We start from the raw sequence: 13,136 nt of genomic DNA on the forward strand, positions 1-13,136 counted from the left end.
AGTGGTCAGGAGTCCGTCATGGCTGAGTCGGCGTCGCACCCCACGGAACCGGGAGAGCTCCTGCTGCGGGCCGGGCGGTTCTTCCGCCCGGGGAGGGCCTCCGCCGACCTGCACCGGGTGGAGGTGGAGGGCGGCCGCGAGGGCGACGCCTTCTACCGCGACCGGTGGAGCCACGACAAGGTCGTCAACTCCACCCACGGGGTGAACTGCACCGGGTCCTGCCGCTGGAAGGTGTACGTCAAGGACGGCATCATCACCTGGGAGAGCCAGGCGACGGACTACCCGTCGGTGGGGCCGGACCGCCCGGAGTACGAGCCGCGCGGCTGTCCGCGCGGGGCGGCGTTCTCCTGGTACACCTACTCGCCGACCCGGGTGCGCTACCCGTACGTCCGCGGCGTGCTGCTGGAGCTGTACCGCGAGGCGAAGGCCCGGCTCGGGGACCCGGTGCTCGCCTGGGCGGACCTCCAGGCCGATCCGCAGCGCCGCCGCCACTACCAGCAAGCCCGCGGCAAGGGCGGCCTGGTACGGGCGAGTTGGGAGGAGGCGGTGGAGATCGTGGCCGCCGCGCAGGTGCACACGATCAAGGCGTACGGGCCGGACCGGATCGCCGGCTTCTCCCCGATCCCGGCGATGTCGATGGTCTCGCACGCGGCGGGCGCCCGCTACCACGCGCTGATCGGCGCGCCGATGCTGTCGTTCTACGACTGGTACGCGGACCTGCCGGTGGCCTCCCCGCAGGTGTTCGGCGACCAGACCGACGTGCCCGAGTCCGGGGACTGGTGGGACGCGGCGTACCTGCTGATGTGGGGCTCGAACGTGCCGGTCACCCGCACCCCGGACGCGCACTGGATGGCCGAGGCCCGCTACCGGGGCCAGAAGGTCGTGGTGGTGGCGCCCGACTACGCCGACAACGCGAAGTTCGCCGACGAGTGGCTGCACCCCCACCCGGGCACCGACGCGGCGCTGGCGATCGGCATGGGGCACGTGCTGCTCCAGGAGTTCTTCGTCGACCGTGAGGTGCCGTTCTTCGCCGACTACGTCCGGCGGTTCACCGATCTGCCGTTCCTGGTCACGCTGACCGAGCGGGCGGGCGCGTACGTGCCGCACAAGTTCCTCCGCTCGGCGGACCTCGGCGACGCGGGCGAGGGCGCGGACTGGAAGACGGTGGTGCTGGACGAGGCCACCGACGAGCCGGCCGTCCCGGACGGTTCGCTCGGCTTCCGCTGGACGGAGTCCGGCGAGGGCCGCTGGAACCTCGACCTGGCCGGCCTGCGGCCCGCGCTGTCGCTGCACGGACGCGGGGGCGAGCCCGTCGAGGTGCTGCTGCCGCGCTTCGACACCGAGGGCGGCGAGCACGGCCAGGGGCGCGGCGAGGTGCTGCGCCGGGGCGTGCCGGCCCGCCGGCTGGGCGGTGCGGACGGGCCGCTGGTGACCACGGTCTTCGACCTGCTGCTCGCCCAGTACGGGGTCGCCCGCCCGGGCCTGCCCGGCGACTGGCCGACCGGCTACGGGGACGCCGAGGCGCCCGGCACCCCCGCCTGGCAGCAGCGGCACACCTCGGTGCCCGCCTCGGCCTGCGCCCGGATCGCCCGCGAGTTCGCGACCACGGCGGAGAGGTCGCGGGGCCGCTGCATGATCGTGATGGGCGCGGGCACCAACCACTGGTTCCACTCCGAGACGATCTACCGCTCCTTCCTGGCGCTGCTCCAGCTGACCGGCTGCCAGGGCCGCAACGGCGGCGGCTGGGCGCACTACGTCGGGCAGGAGAAGTGCCGCCCGTCCACCGGCTGGGCGACGCTGGCCGGGGCCGCCGACTGGGCCCGCCCGGCCCGGCAGGAGATCGGCACCGGATGGTTCTTCCTCCACACCGACCAGTGGCGCTACGACCACTTCCGGGCCGAGGTGCTGGCCTCGCCGCTCGGATCGGGGGCCTTCCGGGGGATGACCGCCGCCGACTGCCTGGCCCGGGCCGCCCGCACCGGCTGGATGCCCTCGTACCCGACCTTCGACCGCAACCCGCTGGACCTCGGGGACGCCGAGGACCCGGCCGCCGCCGCGGTGGCGGAACTCCGCGCCGGGACGCTGCGCTTCGCCGCCGAGGACCCGGACGCCCCGGAGAACTGGCCGCGGGTGCTCACCCTGTGGCGCTCCAACCTGTTCGGCTCCTCGGCGAAGGGCGCCGAGTACTTCTCCCGGCACCTGCTCGGCACCCACTCCGGCCTGCGCGCCGCCGAGGCCCCCGAGTCGGTGCGCCCGCGCGACGTGCGCTGGCGCGCCGAGGCCCCGGAGGGCAAGCTCGACCTGCTGCTCTCGCTGGACTTCCGGATGACCTCCTCCACCCTGCTGTCGGACGTCGTCCTCCCGGCCGCCACCTGGTACGAGAAGCACGACCTGTCCAGTACCGACATGCACCCCTTCGTCCACGCCTTCGCACCCGCCATCGACCCGCCCTGGCAGGCCCGCAGCGACTTCGACGCCTTCCACGCCATCGCCCGGCGGTTCAGCGAGCTCGCCGCCACCCACCTGGGCACCCGCCGCGACCTGGTCGCCACCGCGCTGCAGCACGACACCCCCGGCGAGACCGCCCAGCCCGGCGGCACCGCCCCGGACTGGCGGGCCGGCGACTGCGAGCCCGTCCCGGGGCGCACCCTGCCCGGACTCACCGTGGTCGAGCGCGACTACACCGCGGTCGCCGCGAAGCTGGCCGCCCTCGGCCCGCTCGCCGAACGGCTCGGCCTGCCCGCCAAGGGCATCGCGCTGCACCCGGACGAGGAGGTCGCGGCCCTGGCGGCGGCCAACGGCACCGCCCGGGGCGGGGCGGCGGACGGCCGCCCGCTGCTGGACACCGCCGTGAAGGCCGCCGACGCGATCCTCGCGCTGTCCGGCACCACCAACGGCCGCCTCGCCGTCCAGGGCTTCCACACCCTGGAGCGGCGCACCGGACAGCCGATGGCCCGGCTCGCCGCCGAGCACGAGGGCCGGCGGGTGACGTACGCGGACACCCGGGCCGCGCCCGTCCCGGTGATCACCTCACCGGAGTGGTCGGGCAGCGAGGCGGGCGGGCGGCGCTACACCGCGTTCACCCTCAACACCGAGCACCTCAAGCCCTGGCACACCCTCACCGGCCGCCAGCACTTCTTCCTCGACCACGACTGGATCCACGAGCTGGGCGAGGCCCTGCCCGTCTACCGCCCGCCGCTGGACATGCACCGGCTGTTCGGCGAACCCCGGATCGGCCCCGACGGTCAGCGGGAGGTGACGGTGCGCTACCTGACCCCGCACAACAAGTGGTCCATCCACTCCGAGTACCAGGACAACTGGTTCATGCTCTCGCTCTCCCGCGGCGGCCAGCTGATCTGGCTGAGCGACCGCGACGCCGCCGCCATCGGCGTCGCCGACAACGACTGGATCGAGGCGGTCAACCGCAACGGCGTGGTCGTCGCCCGGGCCGTGGTCTCGCACCGGATGCCGCCCGGCACCGTGTACATGCACCACGCCCAGGACCGCACCGTCAACGTCCCCCGGACGGAGCGGGAGGGCCGCCGCGGCGGCATCCACAACTCGCCCACCCGGGTCCTCCTCAAACCCAGCCACCTGATCGGCGGCTACGCCCAACTGACCTGGGGCTTCAACTACCTGGGCCCCACCGGCAGCCAGCGCGACGAGGTCACGACGATCCGCCGCCGCTCCCAGGAGGTGCAGTACTGATGCGCGTGATGGCACAGGTCGCGATGGTGATGAACCTCGACAAGTGCATCGGCTGCCACACCTGCTCGGTCACCTGCAAGCAGACCTGGACCACCCGAGCCGGCGTCGAGTACGTCTGGTTCAACAACGTGGAGACCAGGCCCGGCCAGGGCTACCCGCGCCGCTGGCAGGACCAGGAACGGTGGCGGGGCGGCTGGAAGCTCAACCGGCGCGGCCGGCTCACCCTGACCTCCGGCGGCCGGGTCGAGCGGCTGGCGAGGATCTTCGCCAACCCGGTGCTGCCCACGATCAAGGACTACTACGAGCCCTGGACGTACGACTACAACAAGCTCACCGACGCCCCGCTCGGCGACGACTACCCGGTGGCCACGCCGCGCTCGATGCTCACCGCCAAGCCGATGAAGATCGAGTGGAGCGCCAACTGGGACGACAACCTCGGCGGCCTGCCCGAGCACGCCGACGCCGATCCGATGGTCGCCCGGGTGCGCCGGCAGGCCGAGGAGAAGGTGCGGTTCGCCTTCGAGGAGAGCTTCATGTTCTACCTCCCCCGGATCTGCGAGCACTGCCTCAACCCCTCCTGCGTCGCCTCCTGCCCGTCCGGGGCGATGTACAAGCGCGCGGAGGACGGCATCGTGCTGGTCGACCAGGACCGGTGCCGGGGCTGGCGGCAGTGCGTCACCGCCTGCCCGTACAAGAAGGTCTACTTCAACCACCGCACCGGCAAGGCCGAGAAGTGCACCTTCTGCTACCCGCGGATCGAGGTCGGCCTGCCCACCGTCTGCTCGGAGACCTGCGTGGGCCGGCTGCGCCACCTCGGGGTGCTGCTCTACGACGCCGACAAGGTCACCGCCGCCGCCTCCGTCCAGGACGAACAGGACCTCTACGAGGCCCAGTTGGGCGTCTTCCTGAACCCGGAGGACCCGGTGGTACGGGCCGCCGCCGAGCGCGACGGCATCGCCCACGAGTGGATCGAGGCCGCCCGGCGCTCCCCCGTGCACGCCCTGGTCGTCCGCCACCGGGTGGCACTGCCGCTGCACCCGGAGTTCCGCACCCTGCCGATGGTCTGGTACGTCCCGCCGCTGTCGCCCGTCGTCGAGGCGCTCACCGAGACCGGCTTCGACGGCGAGGACGCCGGCAACCTCTTCGGCGCCATCGACGCCCTGCGCATCCCGGTCGAGTACCTGGCCGGCCTGTTCACCGCCGGCGACCCGCGGCCCGTGCGGACGGCCCTCGGCCGGCTCGCCGCGATGCGCACCCACCTGCGCGCCCGCAACCTCGGTGAGGAGCCCGACCCGGCCGTGCCCGCCGCCGTCGGGCTGACGGCTCAGGACGTCGAGGAGCTGTACCGGCTGCTGGCCATCGCCAAGTACGAGGAGCGGTACGTCGTCCCGACCGCCGCCCTGGGCGAGGCCCGGGCGCTGGAGGAGTCGGCCGTGCCCGCCGAGTGCGCCGTCGAACCCCGGGACGGACCGGGCGGCAGCGGCCCGTTCGGGGAGAACTCCGGCCGCCGGGCGCTGCCGATGGTCTCCCTCGACTCCTTCCACGCGCTGCGCCGCCGGCAGCGCGCCGACCGCGAGGAGGACGCCCGATGACCCTCCGAGGACACCTGCCGGCCGGCCGTGCCCGGCGCCGCGCCGTGGTCCGCCAGGCCGCCGCGCTCTGCCTGGTCCACCCGGACGCCGAGCTGTACCGGCGGCTGCCGCTGCTGCGCGAGGCCCTCACGGCAGGCCGGCCCGGGGTCCTGCCCGGGGCCCTCCCCGGCGCTCTCCCCGGCGCCGACGGCCTGCTGCGCTTCGTCGACCACGCCGAACGGGTCGGCCGGGCCGCGCTGGCCGCGCACTACGTCGAGGTCTTCGACTTCACCGACCGGCACAGCCTCCACCTCAGCTGGTGGACCGACGGCGACACCCGGCGGCGCGGCACCGCGCTGCTCCGCTTCCGCGACACCTACCGGCGCCACGGCCTGGACCAACTCGGCGGCGAACTGCCGGACTTCCTACCGGTCGTGCTGGAGTTCGCCGCCGCCACCCGCACCGACGGCCTGCTCCGCGACCACCGGCCCGGGCTGGAACTGCTGCGCCTGGCCCTGCTGGAGGCCGGCACCCCGTACGCCGGCCCGCTCGAAGCCGTCTGCGCCACCCTGCCCGGACCGAGCCCCACCGACCGCGCCCAGGCCCTCGCGCTCGCCCGCTCCGGCCCGCCCCACGAGGAGGTCGGCGCCGGGGCCGAGCTGCCGCCGTACGGGCAACCGCCGCCCTACGGGGACCGTCCCTACGGGCACCTGAACCAGCTCCCCGTGATCGCCGGAGACCGCTGATGGACACCTTCCTGTGGGGCGTCCTGCCCTACCTCGCCTTCGTCTCCCTCGCCGTCGGGCTGCTCTGGCGCTACCGCTACGACCGGTTCGGCTGGACCACCCGCTCCAGCGAGGTGTTCGAGTCCCGGCTGCTCAACTGGGCCTCCCCCGCCTTCCACTACGGCATCCTCTTCGTCCTCGCCGGACACCTGATCGGCCTGTTCGTCCCCGCGAGCTGGACGGACGCCCTCGGCATCGGCGAGCACGCCTACCACCTGCTCTCGCTGGTCGGCGGCACCGCCGCCGGCGTCCTGGCGGTGGCCGGCCTCGCCACCCTGCTCTACCGGCGGCGCACCAACACCCCCGTCTTCCGCGGCACCACCCGCAACGACAAGGCGATGTACCTGCTGCTCTTCGGCGAGATCTGCCTCGGCCTGTACGCCAAACTCACCAACTCCGGCCTCAGCGAGGGCTACGACTACCGCGCCACCATCGCCCCCTGGGCCCGCGGCCTGTTCACCCTGCGGCCCGACACCGGCCTGTGGGCCGGCGTCCCCACCACCTACCGGGCCCACGCCGTACTCGGCATGCTGCTGATCGCCGCCGTCCCGTACACCCGGCTGGTGCACATGTTCAGCGCGCCGTGGTTCTACCTGTTCCGCCCGTACCTGGTCTACCGCAGCCGACCCGCCGGGCAGCGGGCCGAACGCCCGCCGCGCCGCGGCTGGGAGGGCATCGACACCTGAGGGCGCCTTCGGGAGCGGTGGAACGTCACTGCCCGGCCCGGCGCCCGTTCAGCCCTTCGTGCTCGTGGCCGCCCGGAGGCCGAGTCGTTCGAGCATCCCGTCGTCCATCGGAGTCTTCGCTGCCGGGGGGACGTAGAGCGTGGAGATCCCCGTCAGCGGCGCGTCGGGAAGCTTGGCCAACGGGACGCGCTTCATGACAGGCTCGCAGATCGGGAACTGGGCCGCCTCGTAGACGACCACCTCGTGATCGGGCGAGTACTCCTCCAGCAGGGCGTCGACCAGGACCTCGACGCCCGCCCTGCTGAAGGCCTGGTCGGTCCGGTATCCGATCTCACCGATCACCGCGATCTGCCAGAGGATCAGCGGGACATTGGGGTCGAACCGGCGGTGGTGGATGAGGAAGTCGGTGGACTCGTAGCTCTGGCAGCCGAGCTTCCCGGGATCGAGGCCGAGATCAGCGAACAGGCAGTCCTCGGCCGAGATGCCCGGCAACATCCGCGCGTCGTACCCCTCCTCGCGCGCGATCCGTACCGCCTCGTGCGCGGGATGGACGAACACGCCGGGGTGCCCGTAGAACGCGACGCAGACCCGGCCGCCCTCCCGGACGCACGAGAGGATCCGCTCGATCATCTCGGTGTACGTGACGAGGCGGTCCTTGCCCTCGCCGTAGAAGGACTGCAGCGACTCGGCCGTGCTGTTCAGCTTCTTGAGCCAGTAGCCGGTGGCCACGTCGGCCACCAGGAACAGCAGTTTGTCCGCCTGCTCCATGTGGGCGCGAGCCTCGATGGTCACCTGACCGGCGATGCCGATCCCGGTGCCCACCACGGTCAGAGATCCGCGGGTCTTCGGCGTTGTCAAGACTTCTCCTCTTTCCAGGTTCGTGGTCGATGTTCCGGGCCGCCACGGGGGACCCGGGGGTTCGGCTGGTCCTCCGCCTAATGGGGGTGGTGAATGACCCAGACGAGCGTCATGACGAGCGTCGTGCTGGCCAGTACCGGCCCTTCGCCCGTTTCAGCGGCGATGAGGCTCCTGACGCGCAGCGGGTCATTGCTCGTCAGCACGTCCTTCTCCTCCTGTGAGAGTCCGGCCTCCGCCATCATCTCGGCCGGGTACTTCTCGAATCGACGAACGGCCGCGGGATCCTCCGCGAGTTTGAGGACGAATTCCGTCAGGCGCTGAGCCATGTCGATCCCTCCTTCGGCTCTGCAGAACAGGGCGGCTTCTCTCGCCCCGGCTGCCCTACTACTCGGTGTCCGGCTCGACCCCTTCGACGGCCGCGACCGCCACGGTCACCGCCACGACGACATAGACCGGCCAGAATCCGTGCGACGCCGCCTCGAACTGCGCCTTGGCTCCCACGTCTGCCGCGAGCGCGTTCCGGATCAGCGTCGCGTCCGCACTCGCCAGCACGACCTGCTCGGCGGGAGTCAGCCCCGCGGCGGACATCGTGGCCAGTGAGTCCTCTCGGAAACGAGCCAGCGTCCCAGGATCCTCCGCGAGCCTCAGCACGAACTCGGTGAACTTCTCTGCCATCTTCTCCACCACCCTTCTCGGAAGCCTTCTCGGAACCCTTCTCGGAATCACGAGCGGTCAGACGGGGGATCAGCCGCGTTCCACCTGCTCGCCGGGTGTGCGGCCGCGGACCGGCGACGCGACGAACCCCAGGGCATGCCGACCGGACCGGGCCCTCCCGGACTCCTCGACAGCGGCCGACCGCAGCGCGCGCCCGGCCTCCGGCGGGCGTGACGCCCACGTCCCCTTGTTCCACTGTGAGCCCAGGAGACGCCAGTGGCCACTCCGGCAGCAGCCGCTCCCGGGCGCTCGTCCGACGGCCGTCACCCGGGTGCCGGGCCGTGGTGGCGGCGCCGCCCTGCGGCCAGCACCGTGGTCAGGGGGCGGCGATCCGCAGCACGGCGATCCACAGGACGGTGCAGATGAACGCGAACGACTCCGCGCCCCGCGTCGTGGTCGGCGTCGACGGCTCTCCGCCGTCGTACGCCGCGCTGCGCTGGGCGGCCCGGTACGCCACGGTGACCGGCGGGGTGGTCGACGCGGTCGGCGCCTGGGAGCCACCGAGCCACTTCGGTTGGTCGGCGCCGGTGGTCGACAGCACCTTCGACCGGGAGCTCGCCGAGCGGCGGTTCGCCGAGGAACTGCACACGGTGCTCGGCGACGACTGCCGGGTGGAGGTCCGCCAGACGATGGTCATGGGCGACCCCTCCGAGGTCCTCCTGGAGGCGGCCCGGCGCGCCGACCTGCTGGTGGTCGGCAGCCACGGCCACGGCGGCTTCGCCCGCAGCCTGCTCGGCTCGGTGAGCACCCGCTGTGCGCAGCACGCCGCCTGTCCGGTCGTCATCGTCCGGGCCCCCGTCACGGAAGGGAAGTGAGACGCCCATGGCGTACATCACCGTCGGCCAGGAGAACTCCACCCCGATCGACCTCTACTACGAGGACCACGGCTCCGGCCGACCGGTCGTCCTGATCCACGGGTTCCCGCTCGACGGGCACTCCTGGGAGCGGCAGAGCGCCGCGCTCCTCGACGCCGGGTACCGGGTGATCACCTACGACCGCCGCGGTTTCGGCCGGTCCTCACAGCCGACCACCGGCTACGACTACGACACCTTCGCCGCCGACCTCCACACCCTGGTGGAGACACTCGACCTGCGGGACGCCGTGCTGGTCGGCTTCTCCATGGGCACCGGCGAGGTCGCCCGCTACGTGTCCAGATACGGTTCCGGCCGCCTCTTCAAGGTGGCCTTCCTGGGCTCCCTGGAGCCGTACCTGCTGAAGACCGACGACAACCCGGAGGGGGCGGGTCCGAAGGACTTCTTCGACGGCATCGTCGCCGCCGTGAAGGCCGACCGGTACGCCTACTACACCGCCTTCTACCGGGACTTCTACAACCTGGACGAGAACCTCGGGAGCAGGATCAGCCCGGAGGCCGTCCGCAACAGCTGGAACGCCGCCACCTCGGGCGGCGCCTTCGCCGCTGCGGCGGCACCGTCCACCTGGTACACGGACTTCCGCGCCGACATCCCGCGCATCGACGTGCCGGCGCTGATCGTGCACGGCACCGCCGACCGCATCCTGCCGATCGACAGCACCGGACGCCCGTTCCACCGGGCGCTGCCCTCCGCCGAGTACGTGGAGATCGAGGGCGCTCCGCACGGCCTGCTCTGGACCCACGCCGAGGAGATCAACGCGGCGCTGCTCGCCTTCATCGGGGGGTAGCCCGGACGGCGGTTTCCTCCGGGACGGCCGACACCCCGGGGCGCGGGGCGCGGCCGTCACGGGATGCGACGGTCACGGGATGCGGAAGCCGCGGAAGGTCACCGGCTTGCGGGTCTCGAAGCCGAGGCGCTCGTAGAGTGCGACGGCGCCGGTGTTCGCCTCGGCGACGTGCAGGAAGGGGCGTTCGTCCCGCGCCAGGATGCGCGCGACGAGCGCTCCGACCAGGCGGGCGGCGTGGCCCTGCCCGCGCGCCTCGGGTGCGGTGCAGACGGCGCTGATCTCCGTCCATCCCGGGGGCCGGAGCCGTTCGCCCGCCATCGCCACCAGGGTGCCGTTGTCGCGGATGCCGAGGTAGGTGCCCAGCTCGTGGGTGCGCGGCCGGAACGGACCCGGTCGGGTCCGCTCGACGAGGTCGAGCATCTCGGGCACGTCCTGCGCTCCCAGTTCGACCACGCCGGTGTCGGGCCCGGCACCGCGGTGGTCGGGGCGGCCGCTGCCGGTCCGGATCATCTGGCGGCCTTCGAGGGAGAAGACCGGCTCCCAGTCGGACGGCGGGGTCGCCGGGCAGCTGAACATGTCGGCGAGCTCGCCGGGACCGAGCAGCCGGACGAGCTCGGCCCACTCCCGGGGGCCCGCCTCGGCCGGGACCGCCGCGAAGGTCGAGACCTCCGGCAGGTAGGTGGCGGCTGCTCCGATCCGGCGGGCGAGGTGCGCGTGCCGGCCGCGCAGTGATTCGCCCACCGGGTCGTCGAGTGCGACGGCGTCGCGGTTCACCATCGTGCTGGTCCTCTCGGGTCGTGCGGTGCGGTCGTGTGCTGTGGTCGTGTGCTGTGGTGCGGTCGGCGCCCGGCCGACAGTGTGCCACTCGGCTCCGGGACGTCGCCGACCGGCTCCGGCACCCGTCCGAAAGCTCCGCCCGTACCCGTAATGAACGATTGTGTTCCCTATCTGCCGGGGATACCGTCGGTAGTGGTGAACCAATCCGTCTCCCCTGCCCGCCCTTGACCCCTCACCCATAGGGGGACCTGCCATGGCCACCTCGCGCGCCCTGGCCGAGGCTTCGCCCGCGACCGCACGTCGGGGACAGCACCCGGGGGTAGCGCTCACCGTCATCGCGGCGACGCAACTCATGGTCGTTCTCGACATCACGATCGTGAACATCGCGCTGCCGCACATCCAGCAGGCGCTGCGGTTCACCACCACCGACCTGTCCTGGGTCATCAACGCCTACACCCTCACCTTCGGTGGGCTGCTGCTGCTCGGCGGGCGGGCGGGCGACATCCTCGGGCGGCGTCGGGTGTTCATCGTCGGCGTCCTCGTGTTCGCCCTGGCCTCGCTGCTCGGCGGCGTCGCGCAGTCCGCCGGCTGGCTGCTGGCCGCCCGGGCGTTCCAGGGCATGGGCGGGGCCATCGCCTCGCCGACGGCGCTGGCGCTGATCGCCACCAACTTCAGGGAGGGCCAGGAGCGCAACCGGGCCTTCGGCGTCTACTCCGCCGTCGCCGGAGCCGGCGGCGCGATCGGACTGCTGCTCGGCGGCATGCTGACCTCCTGGCTGTCCTGGCGCTGGGTGCTGTTCGTCAATGTGCCGATCGGCATCGCGATCGCCCTGCTGGCGCCGCTCTACATCAACGAGTCCGAGCGCCACCCCGGCCGCTTCGACCTGCTCGGCGCCTTCACCGCCACCGCCGGCATGGTCTCGCTGGTGTACGGCTTCATCCGCGCCTCCGACCACGGCTGGACGGACCCCGTGACGCTGACCTCGTTCGCCCTCGCGGTGGTCCTGGCCCTGGTGTTCGTGGCGAACGAGCGGCGCGCCCGGCAGCCGATCACCCCGTTGCACCTGTTCCGCAACCGCAACCGCTCGGGCGCGTTCGGGCTGATGCTCTGCGTGGCCGCGACGATGTTCGGCATCTTCTTCTTCATCACCCTGTTCGTGCAGGAGATCCTCGGATTCAGTCCGCTGAGGGCCGGTTTCGCGTTCCTGCCGATCAGCGTCGCGATCGTCGCGGCCGCCCAGTTCGCCGCCCGCACCCAGCTGCGCTTCGGGCCGAAACCCTTCCTGGTGAGCGGCTCGCTGCTGGTCCTGGGCGGGGTGGCCTGGGCGACGCAGATCGACGTCGACAGCAGCTACGTCGGCGGCGTCCTCGGGCCGACCATGCTGTTCGGCCTCGGCATGGGCTCGATCTTCGTCCCTGCCACCCTCACCGTCGTCTCCAAGGTCTCCCCGCACGAGACCGGCGCCGCCACCGGCATGCTCAACACCAGCCAGCAGGTGGGCGGCTCGCTCGGGCTGTCGATCCTGGTCACGGTGTTCGGCACGGCCAGCCGCAACGAGGCCCGGCAGCAGGTCGGGGCGTTCCTCCGGCAGGCCACCCCGCAGCAGGCCGCCCAGTTCCGGGCCACCGGGCGCCTCCCGGCGCCGTACTCCTCGCAGATCCTGGTGCACGGCATCGCCGGCGCGTTCCAGATGGGCCTGGTGTTCGCGGCGCTGGCGGTGACGATCGCGGTGTTCGTCATCAAGGTCGGCCGCCTGCCGGTGCCGTCCGCCGTCAGCCCTTCGGGGGGCGGCGCTTGACAGGGCGTCAGGGTGACCGGGAGAGTCTTTCTTGCAATGGTTTTCATCTTCGATAGCCGTTGCGGGTGAGTGACGCCCGTGCGCGGGTCGGTGCCACCCGCCTCCCCGAAAGAGGACACCCATGTCGCTCGACGTCTCCCCCGCCCTCCTCGCCCAGGCCCAGCAGGGCCGCGTCGACGAGGCCGACTTCCTCGACACCGTCCGCGCCTCGCTCCCGTACGCCTACCGGGTCGTCGCCGGGCTCAGCACCGAACTCGCCGCCGGTGAGCAGGAGTTCACCACCGACAACACCACGCCGAGCGACGAGGAGCGGGCCCAACTGCTGCGCGCGCTCGCCAGCAACGCGATCCGGGGCAGCCTGGAGAGCCACTTCGGGGTGAAGCTCGCCTTCGTCAACTGCCACCGGGTCGGCGCCTTCCGCCCCGGCACCGAGGACGGTGCGGCGTACCGCGAGTTCACCTCGCTGCACAACCAGATCCGCAACCAGAGCCCGGAGCTGCGCAGCTGCTGACCGCGGCCGGGCGCGGTCCGGACGACTGGTTCGACTTCGCCTCGGATGCTGTTCGGCTGCGGCTCGGAT

The 13,136-nt window shown here is 72.3% G+C and carries 12 protein-coding genes; 8 read left to right on the forward strand and 4 right to left on the reverse strand.

Features of this window, described 5'->3' with window-relative positions:
- Positions 1-18 precede the first annotated feature (18 nt).
- From ACGF13_RS21060 to narI, 4 genes are read left to right on the forward strand one after another with little or no spacing between them, the layout of a single operon-like run.
- Complete coding sequence (locus tag ACGF13_RS21060; RefSeq protein WP_392877220.1) at positions 19-3,708, forward strand: nitrate reductase subunit alpha; 3,690 nt, start codon at positions 19-21, stop codon at positions 3,706-3,708.
- Positions 3,708-5,300: a nitrate reductase subunit beta gene (gene narH / locus ACGF13_RS21065; protein ID WP_392877222.1), complete on the forward strand. Its 1,593-nt coding sequence runs from the start codon at positions 3,708-3,710 to the stop codon at positions 5,298-5,300. The genes ACGF13_RS21060 and narH overlap by 1 nt, the downstream gene beginning before the upstream one ends.
- Positions 5,297-6,025: a nitrate reductase molybdenum cofactor assembly chaperone gene (gene narJ, locus ACGF13_RS21070; RefSeq protein WP_392877224.1), complete on the forward strand. Its 729-nt coding sequence runs from the start codon at positions 5,297-5,299 to the stop codon at positions 6,023-6,025. The genes narH and narJ overlap by 4 nt, the downstream gene beginning before the upstream one ends.
- A complete protein-coding gene (narI, locus tag ACGF13_RS21075; RefSeq protein WP_392877226.1) occupies positions 6,025-6,750 on the forward strand; it encodes a respiratory nitrate reductase subunit gamma in 726 nt (241 codons plus the stop codon). Before narJ ends, narI begins: the two co-directional genes overlap by 1 nt.
- Positions 6,751-6,798: 48 nt before the next feature.
- Here the strand turns inward: narI and ACGF13_RS21080 are convergent, their stop codons facing one another.
- From ACGF13_RS21080 to ACGF13_RS21090, 3 genes are all read right to left on the reverse strand, one after another.
- On the reverse strand, positions 6,799-7,608 hold the full coding sequence (locus ACGF13_RS21080) for an SAM-dependent methyltransferase (protein ID WP_392877228.1): 810 nt from the start codon (positions 7,606-7,608) through the stop codon (positions 6,799-6,801).
- A 77-nt stretch (positions 7,609-7,685) separates the two neighbouring features.
- Positions 7,686-7,934 carry a hypothetical protein gene (locus ACGF13_RS21085; RefSeq protein WP_392877230.1) on the reverse strand — a complete coding sequence of 83 codons (249 nt, stop codon included), beginning with the start codon at positions 7,932-7,934 and terminating at the stop codon, positions 7,686-7,688.
- A 58-nt stretch (positions 7,935-7,992) separates the two neighbouring features.
- Complete coding sequence (locus tag ACGF13_RS21090) at positions 7,993-8,283, reverse strand: hypothetical protein (RefSeq protein ID WP_392877232.1); 291 nt, start codon at positions 8,281-8,283, stop codon at positions 7,993-7,995.
- Positions 8,284-8,684: 401 nt separating this feature from the next.
- Between ACGF13_RS21090 and ACGF13_RS21095 the strand changes: the two genes are divergently transcribed.
- Together ACGF13_RS21095 and ACGF13_RS21100 are read left to right on the forward strand one after the other, a co-directional pair.
- Positions 8,685-9,137, forward strand: a complete 453-nt coding sequence (locus tag ACGF13_RS21095; protein WP_392877234.1) for a universal stress protein — start codon at positions 8,685-8,687, stop codon at positions 9,135-9,137.
- A 7-nt stretch (positions 9,138-9,144) separates the two neighbouring features.
- Complete coding sequence (locus tag ACGF13_RS21100; protein ID WP_392877236.1) at positions 9,145-9,981, forward strand: alpha/beta fold hydrolase; 837 nt, start codon at positions 9,145-9,147, stop codon at positions 9,979-9,981.
- Positions 9,982-10,053: 72 nt separating this feature from the next.
- Here the strand turns inward: ACGF13_RS21100 and ACGF13_RS21105 are convergent, their stop codons facing one another.
- The gene (locus ACGF13_RS21105) at positions 10,054-10,758 is read right to left on the reverse strand and encodes a GNAT family N-acetyltransferase (RefSeq protein ID WP_392877238.1); all 705 of its coding nucleotides are present in this window, start codon (positions 10,756-10,758) and stop codon (positions 10,054-10,056) included.
- 253 nt (positions 10,759-11,011) lie between these two features.
- On the opposite strand from ACGF13_RS21105, the gene ACGF13_RS21110 reads away from it, so the two are divergent.
- Together ACGF13_RS21110 and ACGF13_RS21115 are read left to right on the forward strand one after the other, a co-directional pair.
- The gene (locus tag ACGF13_RS21110; protein WP_392877240.1) at positions 11,012-12,556 is read left to right on the forward strand and encodes an MFS transporter; all 1,545 of its coding nucleotides are present in this window, start codon (positions 11,012-11,014) and stop codon (positions 12,554-12,556) included.
- A 121-nt stretch (positions 12,557-12,677) separates the two neighbouring features.
- Complete coding sequence (locus ACGF13_RS21115) at positions 12,678-13,067, forward strand: SCO5389 family protein (protein WP_392877242.1); 390 nt, start codon at positions 12,678-12,680, stop codon at positions 13,065-13,067.
- Positions 13,068-13,136: the final 69 nt, after the last annotated feature.

This window comes from Kitasatospora sp. NPDC048286, assembly GCF_043201735.1.
Classification (GTDB): domain Bacteria; phylum Actinomycetota; class Actinomycetes; order Streptomycetales; family Streptomycetaceae; genus Kitasatospora.

What these genes read in the sequence shown, in the direction of transcription:
- ACGF13_RS21085 (WP_392877230.1), bottom strand. Translation starts at nt 7,934, where the DNA reads ATGGCTCAGCGCCTGACGGAATTCGTCCTCAAACTCGCGGAGGATCCC.
- ACGF13_RS21060 (WP_392877220.1), top strand. Translation starts at nt 19, where the DNA reads ATGGCTGAGTCGGCGTCGCACCCCACGGAACCGGGAGAGCTCCTGCTG.
- narH (WP_392877222.1), top strand. Translation starts at nt 3,708, where the DNA reads ATGCGCGTGATGGCACAGGTCGCGATGGTGATGAACCTCGACAAGTGC.
- ACGF13_RS21090 (WP_392877232.1), bottom strand. Translation starts at nt 8,283, where the DNA reads ATGGCAGAGAAGTTCACCGAGTTCGTGCTGAGGCTCGCGGAGGATCCT.
- ACGF13_RS21100 (WP_392877236.1), top strand. Translation starts at nt 9,145, where the DNA reads ATGGCGTACATCACCGTCGGCCAGGAGAACTCCACCCCGATCGACCTC.
- ACGF13_RS21105 (WP_392877238.1), bottom strand. Translation starts at nt 10,758, where the DNA reads ATGGTGAACCGCGACGCCGTCGCACTCGACGACCCGGTGGGCGAATCA.
- ACGF13_RS21110 (WP_392877240.1), top strand. Translation starts at nt 11,012, where the DNA reads ATGGCCACCTCGCGCGCCCTGGCCGAGGCTTCGCCCGCGACCGCACGT.
- narJ (WP_392877224.1), top strand. Translation starts at nt 5,297, where the DNA reads ATGACCCTCCGAGGACACCTGCCGGCCGGCCGTGCCCGGCGCCGCGCC.
- ACGF13_RS21095 (WP_392877234.1), top strand. Translation starts at nt 8,685, where the DNA reads ATGAACGCGAACGACTCCGCGCCCCGCGTCGTGGTCGGCGTCGACGGC.
- ACGF13_RS21115 (WP_392877242.1), top strand. Translation starts at nt 12,678, where the DNA reads ATGTCGCTCGACGTCTCCCCCGCCCTCCTCGCCCAGGCCCAGCAGGGC.
- narI (WP_392877226.1), top strand. Translation starts at nt 6,025, where the DNA reads ATGGACACCTTCCTGTGGGGCGTCCTGCCCTACCTCGCCTTCGTCTCC.